General features: G+C 58.8%; 31 protein-coding genes. 3 read left to right on the top strand and 28 right to left on the bottom strand.

Annotated features, from left to right (window positions below; genetic code table 11):
- Positions 1-218 precede the first annotated feature (218 nt).
- Both ssb and C8D92_RS13400 read right to left on the bottom strand, forming a co-directional pair.
- The gene (gene ssb, locus C8D92_RS13405) at positions 219-734 is read right to left on the bottom strand and encodes a single-stranded DNA-binding protein (RefSeq protein ID WP_116919634.1); all 516 of its coding nucleotides are present in this window, start codon (positions 732-734) and stop codon (positions 219-221) included.
- An 82-nt stretch (positions 735-816) separates the two neighbouring features.
- The gene (locus C8D92_RS13400) at positions 817-2175 is read right to left on the bottom strand and encodes an MFS transporter (protein ID WP_116919633.1); all 1359 of its coding nucleotides are present in this window, start codon (positions 2173-2175) and stop codon (positions 817-819) included.
- Between the two features lie 157 nt (positions 2176-2332).
- On the opposite strand from C8D92_RS13400, the gene pomA reads away from it, so the two are divergent.
- The 3 genes from pomA to uvrA are packed head-to-tail and all read left to right on the top strand — an operon-like array spanning position 2333 to position 6942.
- Complete coding sequence (pomA, locus tag C8D92_RS13395; RefSeq protein WP_095609637.1) at positions 2333-3097, top strand: flagellar motor protein PomA; 765 nt, start codon at positions 2333-2335, stop codon at positions 3095-3097.
- Between the two features lie 27 nt (positions 3098-3124).
- A complete protein-coding gene (locus C8D92_RS13390) occupies positions 3125-4060 on the top strand; it encodes a MotB family protein (RefSeq protein WP_116919632.1) in 936 nt (311 codons plus the stop codon).
- Between the two features lie 17 nt (positions 4061-4077).
- Complete coding sequence (gene uvrA, locus C8D92_RS13385; RefSeq protein ID WP_116919631.1) at positions 4078-6942, top strand: excinuclease ABC subunit UvrA; 2865 nt, start codon at positions 4078-4080, stop codon at positions 6940-6942.
- Between the two features lie 111 nt (positions 6943-7053).
- Here uvrA and rplQ read toward each other — a convergent pair whose 3' ends face one another.
- From rplQ to rplD, 26 genes are all read right to left on the bottom strand, one after another.
- The gene (rplQ, locus tag C8D92_RS13380; RefSeq protein WP_116919630.1) at positions 7054-7443 is read right to left on the bottom strand and encodes a 50S ribosomal protein L17; all 390 of its coding nucleotides are present in this window, start codon (positions 7441-7443) and stop codon (positions 7054-7056) included.
- 37 nt (positions 7444-7480) lie between these two features.
- On the bottom strand, positions 7481-8485 hold the full coding sequence (locus tag C8D92_RS13375) for a DNA-directed RNA polymerase subunit alpha (RefSeq protein ID WP_116919629.1): 1005 nt from the start codon (positions 8483-8485) through the stop codon (positions 7481-7483).
- A gap of 37 nt (positions 8486-8522) precedes the next feature.
- Positions 8523-9143: a 30S ribosomal protein S4 gene (gene rpsD / locus C8D92_RS13370; protein ID WP_095609642.1), complete on the bottom strand. Its 621-nt coding sequence runs from the start codon at positions 9141-9143 to the stop codon at positions 8523-8525.
- Positions 9144-9160: 17 nt separating this feature from the next.
- Positions 9161-9550 carry a 30S ribosomal protein S11 gene (gene rpsK, locus C8D92_RS13365; RefSeq protein ID WP_095609643.1) on the bottom strand — a complete coding sequence of 130 codons (390 nt, stop codon included), beginning with the start codon at positions 9548-9550 and terminating at the stop codon, positions 9161-9163.
- 13 nt (positions 9551-9563) lie between these two features.
- The gene (gene rpsM, locus C8D92_RS13360; protein ID WP_095609644.1) at positions 9564-9920 is read right to left on the bottom strand and encodes a 30S ribosomal protein S13; all 357 of its coding nucleotides are present in this window, start codon (positions 9918-9920) and stop codon (positions 9564-9566) included.
- Between the two features lie 139 nt (positions 9921-10059).
- Positions 10060-10173: a 50S ribosomal protein L36 gene (rpmJ, locus tag C8D92_RS13355; RefSeq protein ID WP_077529268.1), complete on the bottom strand. Its 114-nt coding sequence runs from the start codon at positions 10171-10173 to the stop codon at positions 10060-10062.
- Between the two features lie 30 nt (positions 10174-10203).
- Positions 10204-11520 (bottom strand): preprotein translocase subunit SecY, encoded by a 1317-nt coding sequence (secY, locus tag C8D92_RS13350; protein WP_116919628.1) that lies wholly within the window; start codon positions 11518-11520, stop codon positions 10204-10206.
- 17 nt (positions 11521-11537) lie between these two features.
- Positions 11538-11972 (bottom strand): 50S ribosomal protein L15, encoded by a 435-nt coding sequence (gene rplO, locus C8D92_RS13345; protein ID WP_116919627.1) that lies wholly within the window; start codon positions 11970-11972, stop codon positions 11538-11540.
- Position 11973: 1 nt separating this feature from the next.
- The gene (rpmD, locus tag C8D92_RS13340) at positions 11974-12159 is read right to left on the bottom strand and encodes a 50S ribosomal protein L30 (protein ID WP_095609647.1); all 186 of its coding nucleotides are present in this window, start codon (positions 12157-12159) and stop codon (positions 11974-11976) included.
- A 4-nt stretch (positions 12160-12163) separates the two neighbouring features.
- Complete coding sequence (gene rpsE / locus C8D92_RS13335; RefSeq protein WP_095609648.1) at positions 12164-12664, bottom strand: 30S ribosomal protein S5; 501 nt, start codon at positions 12662-12664, stop codon at positions 12164-12166.
- A gap of 11 nt (positions 12665-12675) precedes the next feature.
- Positions 12676-13023 carry a 50S ribosomal protein L18 gene (gene rplR, locus C8D92_RS13330; RefSeq protein WP_095609649.1) on the bottom strand — a complete coding sequence of 116 codons (348 nt, stop codon included), beginning with the start codon at positions 13021-13023 and terminating at the stop codon, positions 12676-12678.
- Between the two features lie 9 nt (positions 13024-13032).
- On the bottom strand, positions 13033-13566 hold the full coding sequence (rplF, locus tag C8D92_RS13325) for a 50S ribosomal protein L6 (RefSeq protein WP_095609650.1): 534 nt from the start codon (positions 13564-13566) through the stop codon (positions 13033-13035).
- A 9-nt stretch (positions 13567-13575) separates the two neighbouring features.
- Positions 13576-13968 carry a 30S ribosomal protein S8 gene (rpsH, locus tag C8D92_RS13320; RefSeq protein ID WP_095609651.1) on the bottom strand — a complete coding sequence of 131 codons (393 nt, stop codon included), beginning with the start codon at positions 13966-13968 and terminating at the stop codon, positions 13576-13578.
- A gap of 83 nt (positions 13969-14051) precedes the next feature.
- Positions 14052-14357: a 30S ribosomal protein S14 gene (gene rpsN / locus C8D92_RS13315; RefSeq protein WP_095609652.1), complete on the bottom strand. Its 306-nt coding sequence runs from the start codon at positions 14355-14357 to the stop codon at positions 14052-14054.
- 12 nt (positions 14358-14369) lie between these two features.
- Complete coding sequence (gene rplE, locus C8D92_RS13310) at positions 14370-14909, bottom strand: 50S ribosomal protein L5 (protein ID WP_095609653.1); 540 nt, start codon at positions 14907-14909, stop codon at positions 14370-14372.
- Between the two features lie 15 nt (positions 14910-14924).
- A complete protein-coding gene (gene rplX, locus C8D92_RS13305; protein ID WP_095609654.1) occupies positions 14925-15245 on the bottom strand; it encodes a 50S ribosomal protein L24 in 321 nt (106 codons plus the stop codon).
- Between the two features lie 16 nt (positions 15246-15261).
- A complete protein-coding gene (rplN, locus tag C8D92_RS13300; RefSeq protein WP_095609655.1) occupies positions 15262-15630 on the bottom strand; it encodes a 50S ribosomal protein L14 in 369 nt (122 codons plus the stop codon).
- A gap of 58 nt (positions 15631-15688) precedes the next feature.
- Complete coding sequence (gene rpsQ / locus C8D92_RS13295; RefSeq protein ID WP_095609656.1) at positions 15689-15955, bottom strand: 30S ribosomal protein S17; 267 nt, start codon at positions 15953-15955, stop codon at positions 15689-15691.
- A gap of 1 nt (position 15956) precedes the next feature.
- Positions 15957-16148: a 50S ribosomal protein L29 gene (rpmC, locus tag C8D92_RS13290; RefSeq protein WP_095609657.1), complete on the bottom strand. Its 192-nt coding sequence runs from the start codon at positions 16146-16148 to the stop codon at positions 15957-15959.
- A complete protein-coding gene (rplP, locus tag C8D92_RS13285; RefSeq protein ID WP_095609658.1) occupies positions 16148-16561 on the bottom strand; it encodes a 50S ribosomal protein L16 in 414 nt (137 codons plus the stop codon). The genes rpmC and rplP overlap by 1 nt, the downstream gene beginning before the upstream one ends.
- A 12-nt stretch (positions 16562-16573) precedes the next feature.
- Positions 16574-17257, bottom strand: coding sequence for a 30S ribosomal protein S3 (gene rpsC / locus C8D92_RS13280; protein WP_095609659.1), 684 nt, complete (start codon positions 17255-17257; stop codon positions 16574-16576).
- Positions 17258-17268: 11 nt separating this feature from the next.
- A complete protein-coding gene (gene rplV, locus C8D92_RS13275) occupies positions 17269-17601 on the bottom strand; it encodes a 50S ribosomal protein L22 (RefSeq protein WP_095609660.1) in 333 nt (110 codons plus the stop codon).
- A gap of 16 nt (positions 17602-17617) precedes the next feature.
- Positions 17618-17893 (bottom strand): 30S ribosomal protein S19, encoded by a 276-nt coding sequence (gene rpsS / locus C8D92_RS13270; protein ID WP_095609661.1) that lies wholly within the window; start codon positions 17891-17893, stop codon positions 17618-17620.
- A 23-nt stretch (positions 17894-17916) separates the two neighbouring features.
- The gene (gene rplB / locus C8D92_RS13265) at positions 17917-18744 is read right to left on the bottom strand and encodes a 50S ribosomal protein L2 (protein WP_095609662.1); all 828 of its coding nucleotides are present in this window, start codon (positions 18742-18744) and stop codon (positions 17917-17919) included.
- Positions 18745-18761: 17 nt separating this feature from the next.
- Positions 18762-19055, bottom strand: coding sequence for a 50S ribosomal protein L23 (rplW, locus tag C8D92_RS13260; RefSeq protein WP_095609663.1), 294 nt, complete (start codon positions 19053-19055; stop codon positions 18762-18764).
- On the bottom strand, positions 19052-19657 hold the full coding sequence (rplD, locus tag C8D92_RS13255; RefSeq protein ID WP_095609664.1) for a 50S ribosomal protein L4: 606 nt from the start codon (positions 19655-19657) through the stop codon (positions 19052-19054). Before rplD ends, rplW begins: the two co-directional genes overlap by 4 nt.
- Positions 19658-19667 lie beyond the last annotated feature (10 nt).

Below are 19667 nucleotides of genomic sequence, written 5' to 3'. Positions count from 1 at the left end.
CGGTTGCCAGCTCCGTTCCGTCAATACTGCCAGCTTGATAGCGGCATTCTAGAGAAAGGTTGACGTGTTACCTACTGTTACCCGCACTCTGATACGTGAGTTTCACAAGTTTTGTCAACAAATGTAACAGAACACGACGCTTTTTGAGACCGGATGCAAAAGGCCGGCACCATCGACGCCGGCCTTTGACACGATCCAATAGGATCCAACGTGCCCCCTCAGAATGGGATGTCATCGTCAAAGTCGTCGACCGGCTCAGGCATGCCACCACCGCCCGACTGGTTCGGCTGGCTGTAGCCGCCGGACGCGGGCTGACCGCCACCCTGGGGCGCCGATTGCGGGCTGGCTGTCGGCCCGGACTGAGCCATGCCGCTATCCTGGGAACCGCCACGGCTGTCGAGCATCTGCATCTGGCCGTTGATGTCCACCACCACTTCCGTGGTGTAGCGATCAACGCCATCCTGCCCCTGCCACTTGCGGGTCTGGAGTTTGCCTTCGATGTAGACCTTGGAGCCTTTGCGCAGGTACTGACCCGCGATCTCGGCAATCTTGCCGAACATGACGATGCGGTGCCACTCGGTCTTCGGAACCAGCTGCCCGGACTGACGGTCCTTGTAGCTCTCATCCGTCGCAATATTGAAGTTGGTCACGGCATTGCCATTGGGGCTGTACCGGGTATCAGGGTCGTTACCCAGATTGCCGATGAGGATGACTTTGTTGACGCCTCGTGCCATGTTTCACTCCTGATTGTCGTTTCTTGCCACCGGCAACGTCCCTGGCCGGCTTGTCGTGAGGGGTAAGACGGGTCCCGCCATCTTATTGCTTGACGAACGCCAATCCGTCGAGGGCCTTGGCGTCGAACGCTTGCTGGTCCACCTTCAGGTAGGCGGTGCGACTGCCTGAGAGGATCGTGACATCATCGACGCCAGGCAGCTGGCGCAGGGCCTGATCGATACCGCCCTCCGAGTCGTCGCCGGATGAACGCAACTGTACCACGAAACTCTTGGTATGGCTTGGCGCTCGCATGGTGAGAGCGGCCAGCAGCCAGAGGGTCAGAACGACCAGCATCATCTGGAACGGTGCTGCGTCCCCAATACGCTCCACAAGCACCCCGCCGACAGCGCCTCCGACGAACGCACCCAGAAACTGGGACGTGGAGTAGACCCCCATCGCCGTTCCCTTTGCGCCCGCCGGAGACTCCTTGCTGATCAGCGACGGCAGAGTCGCTTCCAGCAGGTTGAAGGCCATAAAGAACAGAAAAAGAGTCCCCCACAACACGGGCAGGGTCGGGGGGCTAACCAGCAACAGCAGGCATGAGAACGTCAGCATCGCCACGGCGCCGCACAGTACGGGCTTCATCAGGCGTTTTTTCTCGCCAATGATGATGAACGGCACCATGGCGATAAACCCGAGCGCCATAACCGACAGATAGACCCACCAGTGGTGACCCGAGGGGAGCCCAGCCTTGTCCTGCAGAGTGACGGGCACCACCAGGAACAATGCGGTCAGCACCAGATGCAGCGCGAAAATGCCAAAATCCAGCCGCAACAGCCGGCCATCGGTCAGCACTCGTTTTAACTGCCGGGAGGCCGGTTGCGCATCCGGATGCACCGTTTCCCGGGCGGGCGTCGGCACCCACCACTGCACCAGCGCCATCCCCGCCAGGGCCAGTCCGGCCGTCAGGTAGAACAGACCGGGCAGGCCCGCAAGCTCACCAAGCATCGGCCCCAGAAACAACGAGACGGCGAACGCCACCCCAATGGACAGGCCAACCGTCGCCATGGCCTGCGTCCGGTTCTCTTCCCGCGTCAGGTCGCTGAGCAATGCCATCAATACGCTCGCAATGGCACCAGCTCCCTGAAGCACCCGACCCGCAATCACGCCGTATACATGCTCCGACAGCCCCGCGAGCAGGCTACCAACCGCAAACAGCGCGAGCCCGAAGTGGATCAGGCGCTTACGGCCAATCCGGTCGGACAACATCCCGAACGGGATCTGCAGCAGGGCCTGGCTCAATCCATAGGCCCCCATGGCAAACCCCAGCAGGGCCGGCGTCGCTCCCACCAGGTCCTGTCCAAGCAGGACGAAGACCGGCAGCACCATGAACAGGCCGAGCATGCGCATGGCGTAGACGGCGGCCAGCGCCGCGACCGAGCGTTTTTCCAGAGAATCCATGAAAGGGAGATCACTCATTCGTTAATGATCAGGCCGGGAATGGTACCAGAGAGAGTCCACGCAAGGGAGCGTGGGTGATCGCCAGCTGTTCAGCTCTGCCAACGGCGGCTAAACTGTCGCCTTGTTATTGGCTTTTAAAGCGACGGGGAGACACTCCATGGATTTTGCGACATTGGTCGGACTTGTCGGTGCAATTGTTGTCATCGCTTTGGCAGTCTTTTTCGGCGGTTCTCTCTCCGTGTTTGCCAATCCTGCATCCATCGCGATCGTCGTCATGGGAACGCTCTTTGTCGTACTGTCAAAGTTCAGTTTTTCCCAGTTCTTAAACGCATTCCGAGCCGCCGGCCGGGCATTCAAGTTCCGACTCCCCGATACTGGGGCCTTGATCGAAGAGGTGGTAGAGGTCGCCGACATCGCCCGGAAGAAGGGCATGCTCGAGCTGGAAAACCATGAAAGCAGCTCGTCGTTTTTCCAGCAGGGCATTCGACATATGATCGACGGCCAGGACCCAGAGACCACCAAGGCATTGATGGCCAAAGAGCGTTTAATGACGCTTGAGCGTAACCGCATGGGCTCCAAAGTGTTCCACGCCATGGGCGACGTCGCGCCGGCGATGGGGATGATTGGTACCATCATCGGCCTGGTCCAGATGCTCTCCAATATGGAAGACCCAAAGTCGATCGGTCCCGCGATGGCCGTCGCACTACTGACCACACTCTACGGAGCCATGATCGCCAACATGGTTGCCATCCCGATCGCGGACAAGCTGGAACTCCGGATTACTGAGGAGGCCCGGATGCAGGCGCTGGTCATTGATGCGGTGACAACGATCCAGCAAGGCCAGAACCCCCGGGTGGTAGAGCAGATGCTTAGCAGCTATCTGCCTCCGGAAAAACGCGAACAGTCCGAAGAAGCCGCTTGATCGCGCTGCACTGGGGAGGCACACACGATGGATGACTTACCGGAGGAAGAAAAACGAGGCACGCCGGCATGGGTCATGACGTTTGCCGACCTGATGTCGCTGCTGATGTGCTTTTTCGTTTTGTTGCTGTCGTTTTCAGAGATCGATGCCAACAAGTTCAAGCAGATTGCCGAAGAGATGGCGAAAGCCTTTGGCGTCCAGCGGGATGTCCCCGCTCTGGAAATTCCTGAGGGAACGTCCCCTGTCTTCAAGCACTTTTCACCCGGTAAGCCCGAGCCCACAGTGCTCGACCAGGTTCGACAGAGCAAGGCCGAACGCGAGCCGGAAGTCGAAACCAACACCACGCAGAACAAGGTCAGCACCAAGCAGGAAGACGCGCTCAAAGAGAAAGTCGACACCGTGGCCGAATCCGCGCGGAAACGTCTGGACGCTTCGATACAGGACGGCCGCGTCTCCGTCGAAGAAGGCCGAAAATCAGTCACCATCCGGGTCGAGGAGAAGGGTTCTTTTGCCTCCGGCTCAAGTCGTATCACCTTTGAGTTCGAAGAACTGCTCTATCGAATGGCCAAAATTCTCGAACAGATTCCCGGTGACCTGACGGTCGAGGGCCATACGGACAACGTCCCGATCAGCACCGCACGGTACCGATCCAACTGGAACCTTTCAGCAGATCGCGCCGCAACGGTGGGAAACGCCTTGATCAAGGCCGCCGACATTGACCCCGGCCGGGTAAAAGTGGTCGGCTACGGCCCGACCCAACCCCGCTTCGAGAACGATTCACGGGAACACCGGGCAAAAAACCGTCGGGTGGAGATCATCATCGATCTGTCCAATGCACCGGATGAAAGTCGCCTCAGACTCGAAGACCTCGCGGAAGATCGCGAGGGGTCCGATGCGAGCAGCTCCGACGACTGGACCGACGTTTTCCGCAGCAAACCCGAAAGCCAGACCCCCGTCTGGTAAATGCAAACAGGGAGATCATGGACCACATCAGCATCCAGGGGGCGCGAACCCACAATCTGAAAAACGTTGACCTTGAGATTCCGAGGGATCAACTCGTCGTTGTGACTGGCCTGTCCGGCTCTGGCAAGTCCTCCCTGGCGTTCGACACACTCTATGCGGAAGGTCAACGCCGCTATGTGGAGTCGTTGTCGACCTACGCGCGCCAGTTCCTGTCCATGATGGAAAAACCCGACGTGGACCATATCGAGGGATTGTCGCCAGCGATTTCGATCGAACAGAAATCCACATCCCACAACCCGCGCTCAACAGTCGGTACCATCACCGAAATCTATGACTACCTTCGGCTGCTGTTCGCGCGCGCCGGCGAGCCCCGCTGCCCGGACCACGGACAGCCACTCGTTGCCCAGACCGTGAGTCAGATGGTGGATCAGGTGCTCGCCCTGCCCGAAGGCGACAAGCGGATGATTCTGGCCCCGGTGATCCGCGACCGCAAGGGCGAGCATGTCCAGGTTATCGAATCAATGCGGGCTCAGGGCTTCATCCGCCTGCGCATCGACGGCCGGGTCTGGGACATTGATGATCTACCCGATCTGGACAAGAAAAAGAAACACTCCATCGATGTCGTTGTGGACCGATTCCGGGTCAAGCCCGGACTGGAACAACGGCTGGCCGAAAGCTTCGAGACCGCCTTGGGGCTGTCTGACGGCATCGCCCTGACCGCTCCGCTTGACGGCGACGGTGAGGAACATACGTTTTCCGCCCGTTACGCCTGCACTCAATGCGGCTACTCGCTGACCGAACTTGAGCCCCGGCTGTTCTCATTCAACAACCCCGCCGGCGCCTGCCCGACGTGTGATGGCCTCGGCGTCCGCCAGTTCTTTGACCCGGAGAAGATCGTTCAGCACCCGGAGGCCTCACTCGCTGAAGGCGCTATCCGGGGCTGGGATCGACGATCCGTCTACTACTTCCAGTTGCTCAGCAGCGTTGCAGAGCACTACGGAATGGATATGGACACCCCCTTCCGGGAGCTGCCGGAGTGGTTCCGGGCGAGGGTTCTCAATGGCACCGGGGATGAAGAGGTCACCTTTCGCTATGTCAATTCCCGCGGCCACATCATGGAAAAAGCGCACCCGTTCGAAGGCGTGCTTCCCAACCTGGAACGGCGTTACCGGGAAACCGAATCCCAGACCATGCGGGAGGAACTGGCCCGGCATCTGACACAGATGCCCTGTGTGGACTGCGGCGGCTCGCGGTTGCGGCGCAGCGCTCGCCATGTATTCATCAACGACCGCAATCTGCCCGACCTGACACGGCTGCCTGTGGGAGAAGCCTGGGACTATACCGAAAACCTGACACTGCCCGGGCGGCGGGGTGAGATTGCTGAAAAGATTCTCAAGGAGATTCGCCAGCGTCTTCAGTTCCTGGTGAATGTCGGTCTCGATTACCTGAACCTGGAACGGGCGGCCGACACCCTGTCTGGCGGCGAGGCGCAGCGCATTCGCCTTGCCAGCCAGATTGGCGCCGGACTGGTGGGTGTGATGTACATCCTGGACGAGCCCTCCATCGGGCTTCACCAGCGGGACAACGATCGGCTGCTGCGAACGCTGACCCATCTGCGGGACCTGGGCAATACCGTCATCGTGGTCGAGCACGATGAAGATGCGATCCGCAGCGCCGACCACCTCATCGATATCGGGCCCGGTGCGGGCGTTCACGGCGGCCACATCGTCGCCGACGGCCCCCCGGACACCGTGATCAATCACCCGGACTCACTGACCGGCCAGTACCTGCGGGGGGATCGCGTCATTCCGGTCCCCGCACGCCGACATCGGGGCCATGGCGAGACCCTGACACTGGCGGGCGCTTGCGGCAACAACCTCAAGGACGTGACCCTGCGCTTGCCACTCGGGACCCTCACCTGCGTCACCGGCGTCTCCGGGTCCGGCAAATCAACCCTGATTAACCACACGCTGCACCCGGTGGCGGCACAACAGCTTAATCGGGCCACCAGCCTGGACCATGCGCCGTACAAGACCATTGAGGGGCTCGATCAACTCGACAAGGTCATCGATATCGACCAGAGCCCGATCGGCCGGACGCCCCGATCCAACCCGGCCACCTACACCGGACTATTCACCCCCATCCGGGAACTGTTCGCGGGCACCCAGGAGGCGCGAGCGCGGGGTTACAAACCAGGGCGTTTCTCGTTCAACGTCAAGGGGGGGCGTTGCGAAGCCTGCCACGGTGACGGCGTCATCAAGGTGGAGATGCATTTCCTGCCCGACATCTTTGTGGCATGTGATGTCTGCAAAGGCAAACGCTACAACCGCGAAACGCTGGAAGTGCAATACAAGGGCAAGAGCATTCACGAGGTACTGGAGATGACGGTGGAGGAGGCATTGCCGTTTTTCGAGGCGGTGCCATTTCTCGCCCGGAGACTCCAGACGCTGATGGATGTCGGCCTGTCCTACGTCAAACTTGGGCAGAACGCGGTCACCCTCTCTGGCGGGGAGGCTCAGCGGGTCAAGCTCGCAAGGGAACTGTCAAAACGGGATACCGGCAAGACGCTCTACATTCTGGATGAGCCGACCACCGGCCTGCATTTCTATGACATCCAGCAACTACTGCACGTGCTAGAACGCCTCCGGGACCACGGCAACACCGTTGTCGTCATTGAGCACAACCTGGACGTGATCAAGACAGCCGACTGGCTCATCGACCTGGGGCCCGAAGGCGGTCAGGGTGGCGGCGACATCATTGCGGAAGGCACGCCGGAGTCGGTGGCCGGCCACGCCGCCTCGCACACCGGGCGGTATCTCAAGCCAATGCTCGGGCAGCCCAACGCCATCGCCCCCAAGCCCAGCCAGGAACCGGTCGACTAAGAGTCTGCGCGGTAGAAATCGTGCAGACTCTTAGCATCCCGTAACATTCCATCAACCAAAAAAAGCCGGTGAGCGTTCGCCCACCGGCTTTCTATTCGGCGACAACGGACCTTAGTCCTCGTCGTCCTCCACGTCGAAGTCGACAGGCCGATCCACCAGCTCAACATACGCCATCGGCGCATTATCACCAGCGCGGAACCCGCACTTCAGGATACGGAGATAGCCCCCCGGACGCTCCGCATACCGCGGGCCCAGCTCATCAAACAGCTTACCCACAGCGGCGTCGTTCCGCAGGCGCGAAAACGCCAGACGGCGGTTGGCCACCGAATCTTTCTTGGAGAGTGTGATCAACGGCTCTGCCACTCGACGAAGCTCCTTCGCCTTAGGCAGGGTAGTTTTGATCAACTCATGCTCAACCAGCGACGCAGTCATGTTCCGGAACATGGCTTTGCGATGCGAACTGGTCCTGCTTAAACTACGACCACTTTTACGATGACGCATTGCTCTGATTCCTTACCTTTAACGACCAGATCGGCGATCAGCCACCGAGTACGCGGTCATCACCACGCAGGCTCGCCGGCGGCCAGTTATCCAGGCGCATGCCGAGGGACAGCCCGCGAGAGGCCAGCACGTCCTTGATCTCGGTCAGCGACTTCTTACCAAGATTGGGCGTCTTCAGCAGCTCAACTTCCGTCCGCTGAATAAGATCGCCGATGTAGTAAATGTTCTCAGCCTTGAGGCAGTTCGCGGAGCGAACCGTCAGCTCGAGATCGTCCACCGGCCGCAGCAGGATCGGGTCGACCTCTTCTTCTTCTTCAACACGCTCCGGCTCTTTTTCGTGATCAAAGTCCACGAATACAGCCAGTTGCTGTTGAAGAATGGTAGCGGCCCGACGGATGGCTTCTTCCGGATCAACAGTGCCGTTGGTTTCCAGGTCGATCACCAGCTTGTCGAGGTCCGTACGTTGTTCGACCCGTGCGTTCTCGACCGAATAGGCCACCCGGCGGATCGGGCTGAAGGTCGCGTCCAGCTGAAGGCGTCCAATCGCGCGGGTCTCATCATCGTCCAGACCCCGCTGGTCGGCAGCTTCGTAACCGCGACCACGCACCACCCGCAGACGCATGTTGACTTCACCCTTATCGCTCAGGTGACAAATCACATGATCCGGGTTGGCGATCTCCACATCGTGGTCGAGCTGGATGTCGCCCGCGGTCACGGCGCCCGGCCCACTCTTGGAGAGAGTCAGTTCCGCGTCATCGCGACCGTCCATCTGCACGGCGACACCCTTGAGATTCAGGAGAATCTCGATGACATCTTCCTGGACACCCTCGATCGCACTGTATTCGTGCAGGACGCCATCAATGGAGGCCTCCGTGATGGCGCACCCCGGCATGGAGGACAGTAGGATCCGGCGCAACGCGCTACCGAGTGTGTGACCGAAGCCGCGTTCGAGCGGCTCCAGCGTCACGCGGGCGTGCGAGGATCCCAGTTCCTTCACGTCGATCGTACGTGGTGTCAACAAATCATGTACTGAACGCTGCATAGACGCCCCTATCTGCTCACTTTGCTGAACTCAGGCCTTACTTGGAGTAAAGCTCGACGATGAGGTGCTCGTTGATGTCGGCTGACAGCTCGGCCCGTTCAGGGACGGCTTTGTAGGTGCCGGTCATCTTGTTGCTATCAACGTCGATCCACTCCACAGGGGCACGATTGGCCGCCACTTCCAGAGCGCCTTTGATGCGCAGCTGATTCTTGGCCTTTTCGCGGACCGTTACCACATCACCTGGCTGCACCTGGTAAGACGGGATATTGACCGCTTTGTCATTGACCAGCAACGCCTTGTGCGATACCAGCTGACGGGCCTCGGCACGGGTTGAACCAAAACCCATGCGGTATACGACGTTATCGAGACGGCTTTCGAGGAGCTGCAGCAGGTTCTCACCGGTCGCGCCCTTGCGACGGGCCGCTTCCTTGTAATAGCTGCGGAACTGCTTCTCGAGAATGCCGTACATACGACGGACTTTCTGCTTTTCGCGGAGCTGTACACCGTATTCGGACAGACGGCTGCGACGTGCGCCGTGCATCCCCGGCGGGGTATCAAGCTTACACTTGGAGTCGAGTGCGCGGACGCCGCTCTTCAGAAAAAGATCTGTCCCTTCACGGCGAGACAGCTTACATTTTGGACCTATGTAACGTGCCATATTTTAACTGTCTCCTGTTATACGCGGCGCTTCTTGGGCGGACGACAGCCGTTGTGCGGAATCGGCGTCACATCAGTGATGTTCGTGATCTTGTACCCACAGCCATTCAGTGCGCGTACAGCGGATTCACGTCCGGGCCCAGGACCCTTAACCTCAACATCCAGGTTTTTCAGGCCGTATTCAGCAGCCGCATTACCGGCTCTTTCAGCTGCTACCTGCGCAGCAAAAGGTGTGCTCTTACGTGAGCCACGGAAACCAGAACCACCAGAAGTGGCCCAGGACAGGACATTGCCCTGCCGATCGGAAATGCTCACGATCGTGTTGTTGAAGGACGCGTGGATGTGCGCGACGCCATCAACAACCGTCTTTTTCACCTTTTTACGGGTACGTGTACCTGGCTTTGCCATCTTTACCTACCTGTTACCTACGAATTGGTTTGGGAGGACCCTTACGAGTACGGGCGTTGTTCTTGGTACTCTGGCCACGAACCGGCAGACCGTGCCGATGGCGCAGCCCCCGGTAACAGCCCAGGTCCTTCAAACGCTTGATGTTCATCTGAACTTCACGACGCAGGTCACCCTCGACGGACAGCTTGCCGACTTCGTTCCGAAGCGCGTCAATCTGCTCATCGCTGAGGTCACGAACCTTGGCATCCGTCTGAATGCCGGCCGCGTCGCAAAGCTGCCGCGCTGTTGTCCGGCCGACCCCGAAGATATAGGTCAGCGAGATAGCAGCGTGTTTGTTGTCGGGAATATTGACACCCGCTATACGTGCCATTCAGATTACTCCGCAGTCAAAGCTTTGCTATGTGAATTGTCCGCCACAAAAAGGGCGCGCAATGATAGCGCTTGAGTGTTCAAACTTCAAGCACCACCATTGCGCCACTCTTTCAGTCAGGCTCCGTTTGTTAACGGGATCAGCCCTGACGCTGCTTGTGACGAGGTTCTGTGCAAATGACCCGGATCGAGCCATTGCGACGAATGATCTTGCAGTTACGGCAAATTTTCTTTACCGAAGCGCGTACTTTCATTGTCGACTCCAGTGTTTCCGAGGGCCGGGCTCACCGGCCGTAGCCCTTCAGGTTGGACTTCTTCATCAGCGACTCATACTGATGGGACATCAGATGAGACTGAACCTGGGCCATGAAATCCATCACGACCACCACAACGATCAGCAGCGACGTGCCCCCGAGATAAAACGGCACGTTTGCGAATACCGTCAGGAACTGCGGGAACAGCGATACCGCTGCGATATAGAGCGCCCCGAACAGGGTCAAACGTGTCAGCACACCGTCGATGTACTTGGCCGTCTGCTCACCCGGGCGGATCCCCGGAATAAAGGCACCAGAGCGCTTCAGGTTATCCGCCACTTCCCGCGGGTTGTACATCAGCGCGGTATAGAAATAGCAGAAAAAGATCACGGCGGCGCCGAACAGGATGATGTACAACGGCTGCCCGGGCGCCAGCGCCTGAGACACGGTGCCCAGCCATTCCATGCCATCACTCTGGCCAAACCACTGGCCCAGCGAAGCCGGGAACAGCAGGATCGATGAGGCAAAGATCGGCGGAATCACGCCGGCCATGTTGACCTTCAGGGGCAGATGACTGGACTGCTGGGCAAATACCCGGCGACCCTGCTGCCGCTTGGCGTAGTTGATCGTCAGCCGGCGCTGCCCCCGCTCCATGAACACCACAAAGCCAATGACGGCCACCGCCAGGATGCCGATGCCCAACACCACCAACATGCTCATTTCACCACTTCGAGCCTGTTCCAGCGTCTGACCGATCGCCCCGGGCAGGCCGGCAACGATGCCAGCGAAGATCAGGAGGGAGATACCGTTACCAATCCCCCGCTCCGTAATCTGCTCGCCCAGCCACATCATGAAGACCGCGCCACAAACAAACGACACCACTGCCACGAAGTGGAAGCTGAATGAGTCGTTGAATGTCACGCCCTGCGATGCCAGACCAACGGAAATGCCCATACCCTGAATCAGGGCCAGCAGTACCGTCCCGTACCGGGTGTACTGACTGATTTTGCGACGCCCGGCCTCACCCTCTTTCTTAAGCTGCTCCAGCTGAGGGCTAACCGCCGTCATCAACTGCATGATGATCGACGCCGAGATGTACGGCATGATGCCCAGGGCCAGGATACTCATCCGCTCCAGGGCACCCCCGGAGAACATGTTGAACAGTCCGAGGATCGTCCCCTGGTTCTGCTCAAACAACGCCGCCAAGCGATCAGGGTTGATACCGGGCACCGGAATGTGGGCACCGATACGGTACACCAGAAGCGCGATCAGCACGAACCAGAGCCGCGATCGCAGCTCGCCGAGTCCGCCGCCGCCCGCTGCCGGTGTTGATGCATTCTTGGCCATGGGGTCCCCAGGTTGCGTTAGTCTTCGACTTTTCCGCCCGCGGCCGTGATGGCTTCACGCGCGCCTTTTGTCACTTTCAGGCCCTTGACGGTAACCGCTCGGGAGAGCTCTCCCGACAGGATCACCTTGGCGGACCGGATTTCCTCGCGGATGATGTCGGCCTGCTTCAGCGCCGCCAGGTCCGCAACATCGCCATCCACCTTCGCCAGCTCATTCAGCCGGATTTCGGCTTCATAGCGCTGCTGACGAGACGTGAAACCAAACTTCGGAAGACGACCGGCCAGCGACTGCTGACCGCCTTCGAAACCGGCCGGGACTGTGCCGCCGGACCGGGCCTTGAGGCCTTTGTGACCACGGCCACCTGTCTTACCGACGCCGCTTCCGATACCGCGGCCAATACGCTTGGCCTCCGGACGGGAGCCGGCTTCGGGACTCAGTTCATTGAGACGCATCTCAGTTTTCCTCCACCCGAACCATGTAATTGACTCGGTTCACCATGCCGCGTACGGCGGGCGTATCTTCCCGCTCGACGGTATGACCGATCTTGCGAAGACCCAGTCCGTTGACACACTGTTTGTGGTCCGGCTTGCAGCCGATCGGACTGCGGGTCAAAGTAATTTTGATCGTCTTGTTCGCCATGACTTCACCCCTGAATTTCTTCGACAGTCTTGCCGCGCTTGGCCGCAATGTCTTCAGGTGAGCGAGTCGCCCCAAGACCTTTCACAGTGGCCCGGACGACGTTGATCGGATTGGTCGAGCCATAACACTTGGCCAGAACATCCTGAACGCCCGCGACTTCCAGTACCGAGCGCATCGCACCGCCGGCGATGATACCTGTACCTTCCGAGGCCGGCTGCATGTACACCTTGGATCCGCTGTGCACTCCCTTGACGGCAAACTGCAGCGTCGTGCCGTTGAGGGGCGCCTGGATCATGTTCTTGCGCGCGGCTTCCATTGATTTCTGGATAGCCAGCGGCACTTCCCGCGCCTTACCGCGACCAAAGCCGACACGACCCTTGCCGTCACCCACTACGGACAGTGCAGTGAAGGTGAAGGTCCGGCCCCCTTTGACCACCTTGGCGACCCGGTTAACCTGGACAAGCTTCTCTTCCAGTTCCGGTGCTTTCTGATCGTTCACACTCATTGCTTCACCTCCTAGAATTGCAGGCCGGCTTCACGAGCCGCATCGGCCAGGGCCTGAATACGACCGTGATAACGGTACCCGGACCGGTCGAATGCAACCGACTCGATGCCCGCATCCTTGGCCCGCTCGGCGATCAGCTTGCCCACCTTCTGGGCCGCCTCGACGTTACCAGTCGCACCCTGGCGCAGGTTCTTGTCCAGGGTGGACGCCGCGGCCAGAACCCGGCTGCCATCAGCCGTGGTGACCTGGGCGTACATGTGCTTCGGCGTCCGGTGAACACACAGGCGATTGACGCCCTGCTCCCGGATTTTCATGCGCAGCTTGCGTGCGCGACGCATTCTATCGTTTCTAGCGTTCATAGCCCCGCCCTATTTCTTCTTGGCCTCTTTACGTTTGATCTGCTCGTCGGCATACCGAACACCCTTGCCCTTGTAGGGCTCCGGCGGCCGGAACGCGCGAATCTCAGCAGCCACCTGGCCAACCTGTTGCTTGTCGATACCCCGGACGACCACCTCTGTTGCAGACGGTGCTTCCGCGGTGACGCCTTCGGGCAGCTCGTATTCGACCGGGTGAGAGAACCCGAGGGTCAGGCTGAGCTTTTTACCCTGTGCGACGGCACGATAACCAACGCCTGACAGCTGCAGGCGACGCTCGAATCCGTTGCTCACACCGACCACCATGTTATTGATCAGTGCCCGGGTCGTGCCGGCCAATGCACGGGACTTCTTCGCCTGGTCACGTGGTGCGAAGCGCAGTACGTTCTCTTCCTGCGTCACTTCCACCAGATCGTGGATGGTGTGTGCAAGTTCGCCTTTGGCGCCCTTGACGTTAATGTCCTGTCCGTTCAGCTTGACCTCAACACCGGAAGGCAGCTCGACAGGATTATTCGCAATCCTGGACATGAGAAACTCCTAAAATACGGTGCAGATGACTTCGCCGCCAACGCCGGCTTCACGCGCGGCCCGGTCGGTCATGACGCCACGGGACGTGGAGACGATAGCGACACCAAGGCCCCCTGCCACCTTCGGCAATTCCTTGGCACCCCGATACTGGCGCAGACTCGGGCGGCTATAACGCTGGATGTACTCAATGACCGGCTTGCCCTCGAAATACTTGAGGTTCACGGTCAGTTCCGGTTTGGTGTCAGCTGTGACAGAAAAGTCGCTCACGTAGCCTTCGTCCTTCAGGACCTGGGCCACGGCGGCTTTCAGCTTCGAAGACGGCATGGTGACGTCTTCTTTTGATGCTCGCTGTGCGTTGCGGATGCGCGTAATCATATCCGCAAGCGTGTCTTGCATACTCATTGGTATGGGCTCCTGAATCTTTTTAGTTGTGCAGCGGCTTGCCGCACCGCTTACCAACGAACGCCCTGAGGGGCATCAACCAATTACCAGCTCGCCTTGCTCAGCCCGGGGACGTCACCACGCATGCCAGCTTCACGCAATTTAATGCGAGACAGCTTGAACTTGCGCAGCACGCCATGCGGGCGGCCGGTTACCTGGCACCGGTTACGAAGACGAGACGGGCTCGCGTTCCGCGGCAGCTTCTGCAGAGCGATCTGCGCCTGCCAGCGGTCTTCGTCACTGGTATTCGGGTTCTTGATGATCGCCTTGAGTTCAGCGCGCTTGGCCGCATATTTGGCAACCGTTTTCTCGCGCTTCAACTCGCGATTTTTCATCGATACCTTAGCCATTACTCGCGTCCTTTATTTCTTGAACGGAAAGCCAAAGGCTTTCAGCAGTTCGCGACCTTCCTCGTTGCTTTCAGCAGAGGTAGTGATGGTCACATCCAGCCCGCGGATCTTGTCGACCTTGTCGTACTCGATCTCGGGGAAGATGATCTGCTCACGAACACCCATGCTGTAGTTGCCGCGCCCGTCAAAGGACTTGGGGTTGAGACCCCGGAAATCCCGGATTCGGGGGATCGCAATGTGCACGAGTCGATCGAAGAAGTCCCACATGCGTTCACCACGCAGCGTGACCTTGCAGCCGATGGGCCAGCCTTCACGGATCTTGAACCCCGCAACGGATTTGCGCGCGCTGGTGATGACAGGCTTCTGGCCGGACAGACGTTCGAGGTCAGCCGCAGCATTCTCGATCATCTTCTTGTCACCTACCGCTTCGCCCACACCCATGTTGAGCGTGATCTTTTCGATCCGCGGGACCTGCATCGGGTTTTTGTACTCGAACGCTTCCTGCAGCGCGGGAATCACGTCCTGTTTGTACTGTTCTTTGCTGTTAAGCATCGTAACCACCACCACTTACTGGTTATCGACTGCTTCGTTCGTGGACCGGAAAATCCGCACTTTACTGCCATCGTCCCGGACATCAAAGCCGACACGGTCGCCTTTTCCGGTTTGCGGATTGAATACAGCCACGTTGGAAGCCTGGATAGGTGCTTCTTTTTCGACGATGCCACCCTGAGTACCGAGCATCGGGTTGGGCTTGGTGTGCTTCTTGATCATGTTGATCCCGGAAACAATCACCCGGCCGTCATCCTGCACCTTCAGGACCTTGCCGCGCTTACCCTTGTCTTTACCCGTGGTGACGATCACCTCGTCATCGCGTTTAATCTTTCTCATAACCGGCCTCTCGTCCTTACAGTACTTCGGGTGCCAGCGAAATAATCTTCATGAACTTCTCCGAGCGAAGTTCACGTGTGACCGGCCCGAAAATACGGGTTCCGATGGGCGCTTCCTGGTTGTTCAGCAGCACGGCCGCGTTACCGTCAAAACGGATCACGGAACCGTCAGCGCGCCGAACACCCTTACTGGTGCGCACAACGACTGCCTTGAGGACCTGGCCTTTGCGGACCTTACCGCGGGGGATCGCTTCCTTGACGGTCACGTTGATAATGTCACCCACGTTGGCGTAACGCCGGTGCGAACCGCCCAGGACCTTGATGCACATCACCCGACGGGCACCGCTGTTGTCCGCGACCTCAAGCATTGTTTGAGTCTGAATCATGGTTGTTCTCCAGCAGAAACCACTTTGTCGTTACGACAAGTCTCACCGTCCGGGCGAGTTACACCTTCGATGCCTGTTCAACGACTTTCACCAGAGCCCAACTTTTGGACTTGGAGATCGGCCGGGTCTCTTCGATCCGGACAAAGTCGCCAACATTGCACTGATTGCTCTCGTCGTGAGCGTGAACCTTGGTGGAGCGCTTGACGTACTTGCCGTACAACGGGTGCTTCACCCGGCGCTCAACCAGAACCGTGATGGACTTGTCCATCTTGTTGCTCACGACCTTGCCGTTCAGGGTTCTGGCAGTAGTAGTAGCTTCGGTCATCTCACTGTCCTGCCTTTTCAGTCAAAATCGTTTTCACGCGCGCAATGTCACGCTTAACCTTGCCGAGGAGGTGAGTCTGATTCAGCTGACCTGTCGCCTTGCGCATGCGCAGGTTGAACTGCTCTTTCAGCAGGTCGATCAGCTCTTTGTTCAGCTCCTCGACTGATTTTTCTCGCAGCTCTGTCGCTTTCATCACATCACCGTCCTCGTTACGAAGGTTGTCGACACCGGCAGCTTGGCAGCAGCGAGGGTGAAGGCATCCCGTGCGATTTCCTCGCCCACGCCTTCCATCTCGTACAGCATCTTGCCGGGCTGAATCTCAGCGACCCAGTATTCGACAGAACCCTTACCTTTACCCATCCGCACTTCCAGCGGCTTGCTGGAGATCGGCTTGTCCGGGAAGACCCGGATCCAGATCTTACCGCCCCGCTTGATACGGCGGGTCATCGTGCGTCGTGCCGCCTCGATCTGGCGTGCCGTTATACGGCCACGGCTGGTCGCTTTCAATCCGTACTCGCCGAAGCTGACCTTGTTGCCGCGATGTGCCAGGCCTCGGTTACGGCCTTTCATCACCTTGCGAAATTTGGTTTTCTTTGGCTGCAACATAAGAGTGCCCCTTTACTTGGAACCTTTCTTGCGAGAGGCATCCTTTTCAGCACGGACCTGTTCCATGCCGCCAAGAATCTCGCCTTTGAAGATCCACACCTTGACCCCGATCACACCGTAAGTGGTAAACGCCTCGTAGGTGGCGTAGTCGATGTCCGCACGCAGCGTGTGCAGCGGAACGCGACCCTCCCGATACCACTCGGAACGAGCGATCTCGGCACCACCAAGTCGACCACCAACCTGGATCTTGATGCCCTTTGCGCCCTGGCGCATTGCGTTCTGGACCGCACGCTTCATCGCGCGGCGGAACATGACACGGCGCTCCAGCTGACCACAGACGTTCTGGGCAACCAGCTTCGCATCGAGATCCGGCTTGCGGACTTCCTCGATGTTGATGTGCACCGGCACGCCCATCATCTGGCTGACTTCGCGGCGCAGCCGGTCAACATCCTCACCCTTCTTCCCGATGACAATCCCGGGACGGGCGGTGTGAATCGTGATCCGCGCGTTCTGTGCGGGGCGCTCGATCACAACCTTGCTCACTGACGCCTTTTCCAGACGCTTCTGAATGAAATCCCGGACTTCGAGATCGTTCAGAAGGTTGTTGGCGTATTCCTCTTTCTCGGCATACCAGACTGAGTTGTGCTCTTTAATCACACCCAGGCGGATGCCGGTCGGATTTACTTTATGACCCATCTGAGCATCTCCTACTTGTCGGCAACCTTGACGGTGATATGGCAGGTGCGCTTAAGAATCCGGTCAGCGCTCCCTTTGGCCCGTGGCTTGATCCGCTTGAGGGTCTGCCCCTCATCCACGCAGATCGTCGCCACGCGAAGATCATCAACGTCCAGGCCCTCGTTGTGCTCAGCATTGGCAATCGCCGATTCCAGCGTCTTGCGGATTGCGACCGCCGCCTTTTTGGGACTGAAAGTCAGAATGTTCAGGGCGTCCTCCACCGACTTGCCGCGAACCTGGTCTGCCACAAGACGTGCTTTCTGAGCAGAGAGGCGAGCGCCCTTGTACTTAGCCGCTACTTCCATTTCGATTCCCCTCAAATCAGCGTTTAGCTTTCTTGTCGGCAGCATGGCCGCGGTAAGTCCGCGTGGCAGCGAACTCGCCCAGCTTATGCCCGACCATCTCTTCGGTGATCAGAACGGGCACGTGTTGCTTACCGTTATGGACTGCAATCGTGAGGCCAACCATTTCCGGGAACACCGTGGACCGACGAGACCATGTCTTGATCGGACGCTTTTCGTTGTTCTCCAGAGCTGATTCGACCTTCTTCAACAGATGCAGGTCTATAAAAGGACCTTTCTTCAAAGAACGTGGCACAGCATTTACCTCTATGTAGTCGTTTACTTGGCTGAACGACGACGTACGATCATTCGGTCAGTACGCTTGTTCTTACGAGTCTTATGCCCTTTGGTCGGCACACCCCATGGAGTAACAGGGTGACGTCCGCCAGAGGTACGCCCTTCACCACCACCGTGGGGGTGGTCAATTGGGTTCATAGCAACACCACGTACTGTTGGACGCTTGCCACGCCAACGTGATGCACCCGCTTTACCAAGCTGCTTGAGACTGTGCTCGCTGTTGGAGACTTCCCCCAGCGTGGCGCGACATTCTGCAAGCACCTTACGCATTTCGCCTGACCGGAGCCGTACCGTAGCGTAGGCTCCTTCCCGAGCGACCAGCTGTACGGATGCGCCCGCACTGCGAGCCAGCTGACCGCCTTTACCAGGCTTGATTTCGACGCAGTGAATGATGGAACCGACCGGGATATTCCGGAGCGGCAGGGAACTTCCCACCTTGATGGGCGCGTCGATGCCCGACCGCACCACATCACCGGCCTTGAGGCCTCGGGGCGCCAGAATATAGCGGCGCTCGCCGTCCTGGTACTTCACCAGAGCAATGTGTGCAGAACGGTTCGGATCGTATTCCAGGCGCTCAACCGTGCCCGGAACACCATCTTTGGTCCGTTTGAAGTCAATGACGCGGTAGTGACGTTTGTGACCACCACCAACGTGACGACTCGTAATCCGCCCGTAGTGGTTACGACCACCGGTGCGGCTCAGTGCTTTGACCAACGGCGCGTAGGGCCGGCCCTTATAGAGGTCCTCGTTGGACGTCTTAATGGCGTGACGGCGGCCAGGCGATGTTGGTTTGGTGTTAACGATCGGCATGTTACGACCCCTTTACCTTATTCGACATCCATAAAGTCGATTTCCTGACCTTCAGCAAGCCGTACGTAGGCCTTACGCATGCTATCGCGCTTGCCATAACCATGGATGGTGCGCTTGAGCTTGCCCTTGCGATTCAGAATCTGAACCCCTACGACCGTGACGTTAAACAGCTGCTCAACGGCCTTCTTGACCTCCGGCTTGGTTGCATCCGGAGCGACACGGAAAACCACCTGGTCCTGCTCCGCCACGAGAGAGGTCTTTTCGGAAACGTGCGGCCCCAACAGGACCTTGTAGATACGCTCTTGATTCATCCGAGCACCTCCTCGATCTTTTTCAGCGCCGGCACGGTCACAACGACGTTGTCGTGCGCGACCAGGCTCACCGGGTCCAGCCCCGCCACATCACGGACATCAACGTGCGGGATGTTCCGGGATGCCAGATGCAGGTTCTCCTCGACGCTCTCTGCCAGAACCAGCGCATTGGAAACGCCCATTTCCTTGAGCTTGGCGCTGAACAGCTTGGTCTTCGGCTCATCAACCGTCAGCTCATCGACAACGACCAGCCGTTCCTGACGAACCAGCTCGGAGAAGATCGAGCGCAGGGCCGCACGGTACATCTTGCGGTTGACCTTCTGCTCGTGGTTCTGGGGGCGTGCCGCAAATGTGGCACCACCGGTGCGCCACAGCGGGCTGCGGATGGTACCGGCACGGGCCCGGCCAGTGCCTTTCTGGCGCCAGGGCTTCTTACCGCCGCCGCTCACATCAGACCGGCTCTTCTGAGCACGCGTGCCCTGGCGACCACCAGCCATGTAAGCAGTGACAACCTGGTGCACCAGTGACTCGTTAAACTCTTTGGCAAACAGGGCCTCGGAAACCGCGATGCCCTTGCCGCTACCTGTAATAGTCAATTCCATCGCACCGCTC

It is taken from the genome of Tamilnaduibacter salinus, assembly GCF_003096655.1.
Classification (GTDB): domain Bacteria; phylum Pseudomonadota; class Gammaproteobacteria; order Pseudomonadales; family Oleiphilaceae; genus Tamilnaduibacter; species Tamilnaduibacter salinus.
Note: the sequence above shows the minus strand (reverse complement) of the source record. Positions and strands in the feature narration are given on the sequence as shown.

What these genes read in the sequence shown, in the direction of transcription:
- rplX (WP_095609654.1), bottom strand. Translation starts at nt 15,245, where the DNA reads ATGAGAAAGATTAAACGCGATGACGAGGTGATCGTCACCACGGGTAAA.
- C8D92_RS13375 (WP_116919629.1), bottom strand. Translation starts at nt 8,485, where the DNA reads ATGCAGCGTTCAGTACATGATTTGTTGACACCACGTACGATCGACGTG.
- rpsK (WP_095609643.1), bottom strand. Translation starts at nt 9,550, where the DNA reads ATGGCAAAGCCAGGTACACGTACCCGTAAAAAGGTGAAAAAGACGGTT.
- rplV (WP_095609660.1), bottom strand. Translation starts at nt 17,601, where the DNA reads ATGGAAGTAGCGGCTAAGTACAAGGGCGCTCGCCTCTCTGCTCAGAAA.
- rplQ (WP_116919630.1), bottom strand. Translation starts at nt 7,443, where the DNA reads ATGCGTCATCGTAAAAGTGGTCGTAGTTTAAGCAGGACCAGTTCGCAT.
- rpsE (WP_095609648.1), bottom strand. Translation starts at nt 12,664, where the DNA reads ATGAGTGTGAACGATCAGAAAGCACCGGAACTGGAAGAGAAGCTTGTC.
- rpsM (WP_095609644.1), bottom strand. Translation starts at nt 9,920, where the DNA reads ATGGCACGTATAGCGGGTGTCAATATTCCCGACAACAAACACGCTGCT.
- rpmD (WP_095609647.1), bottom strand. Translation starts at nt 12,159, where the DNA reads ATGGCGAACAAGACGATCAAAATTACTTTGACCCGCAGTCCGATCGGC.
- rplD (WP_095609664.1), bottom strand. Translation starts at nt 19,657, where the DNA reads ATGGAATTGACTATTACAGGTAGCGGCAAGGGCATCGCGGTTTCCGAG.
- rplF (WP_095609650.1), bottom strand. Translation starts at nt 13,566, where the DNA reads ATGTCCAGGATTGCGAATAATCCTGTCGAGCTGCCTTCCGGTGTTGAG.
- rpsH (WP_095609651.1), bottom strand. Translation starts at nt 13,968, where the DNA reads ATGAGTATGCAAGACACGCTTGCGGATATGATTACGCGCATCCGCAAC.
- secY (WP_116919628.1), bottom strand. Translation starts at nt 11,520, where the DNA reads ATGGCCAAGAATGCATCAACACCGGCAGCGGGCGGCGGCGGACTCGGC.
- rpsN (WP_095609652.1), bottom strand. Translation starts at nt 14,357, where the DNA reads ATGGCTAAGGTATCGATGAAAAATCGCGAGTTGAAGCGCGAGAAAACG.
- ssb (WP_116919634.1), bottom strand. Translation starts at nt 734, where the DNA reads ATGGCACGAGGCGTCAACAAAGTCATCCTCATCGGCAATCTGGGTAAC.
- rplE (WP_095609653.1), bottom strand. Translation starts at nt 14,909, where the DNA reads ATGCTTAACAGCAAAGAACAGTACAAACAGGACGTGATTCCCGCGCTG.
- C8D92_RS13390 (WP_116919632.1), top strand. Translation starts at nt 3,125, where the DNA reads ATGGATGACTTACCGGAGGAAGAAAAACGAGGCACGCCGGCATGGGTC.
- C8D92_RS13400 (WP_116919633.1), bottom strand. Translation starts at nt 2,175, where the DNA reads ATGGATTCTCTGGAAAAACGCTCGGTCGCGGCGCTGGCCGCCGTCTAC.
- rplN (WP_095609655.1), bottom strand. Translation starts at nt 15,630, where the DNA reads ATGATTCAGACTCAAACAATGCTTGAGGTCGCGGACAACAGCGGTGCC.
- uvrA (WP_116919631.1), top strand. Translation starts at nt 4,078, where the DNA reads ATGGACCACATCAGCATCCAGGGGGCGCGAACCCACAATCTGAAAAAC.
- rpmJ (WP_077529268.1), bottom strand. Translation starts at nt 10,173, where the DNA reads ATGAAAGTACGCGCTTCGGTAAAGAAAATTTGCCGTAACTGCAAGATC.
- rplB (WP_095609662.1), bottom strand. Translation starts at nt 18,744, where the DNA reads ATGCCGATCGTTAACACCAAACCAACATCGCCTGGCCGCCGTCACGCC.
- rplO (WP_116919627.1), bottom strand. Translation starts at nt 11,972, where the DNA reads ATGCGTCTCAATGAACTGAGTCCCGAAGCCGGCTCCCGTCCGGAGGCC.
- pomA (WP_095609637.1), top strand. Translation starts at nt 2,333, where the DNA reads ATGGATTTTGCGACATTGGTCGGACTTGTCGGTGCAATTGTTGTCATC.
- rplR (WP_095609649.1), bottom strand. Translation starts at nt 13,023, where the DNA reads ATGAACGCTAGAAACGATAGAATGCGTCGCGCACGCAAGCTGCGCATG.
- rpsD (WP_095609642.1), bottom strand. Translation starts at nt 9,143, where the DNA reads ATGGCACGTTACATAGGTCCAAAATGTAAGCTGTCTCGCCGTGAAGGG.
- rpmC (WP_095609657.1), bottom strand. Translation starts at nt 16,148, where the DNA reads ATGAAAGCGACAGAGCTGCGAGAAAAATCAGTCGAGGAGCTGAACAAA.
- rpsC (WP_095609659.1), bottom strand. Translation starts at nt 17,257, where the DNA reads ATGGGTCATAAAGTAAATCCGACCGGCATCCGCCTGGGTGTGATTAAA.
- rplW (WP_095609663.1), bottom strand. Translation starts at nt 19,055, where the DNA reads ATGAATCAAGAGCGTATCTACAAGGTCCTGTTGGGGCCGCACGTTTCC.
- rplP (WP_095609658.1), bottom strand. Translation starts at nt 16,561, where the DNA reads ATGTTGCAGCCAAAGAAAACCAAATTTCGCAAGGTGATGAAAGGCCGT.
- rpsQ (WP_095609656.1), bottom strand. Translation starts at nt 15,955, where the DNA reads ATGACCGAAGCTACTACTACTGCCAGAACCCTGAACGGCAAGGTCGTG.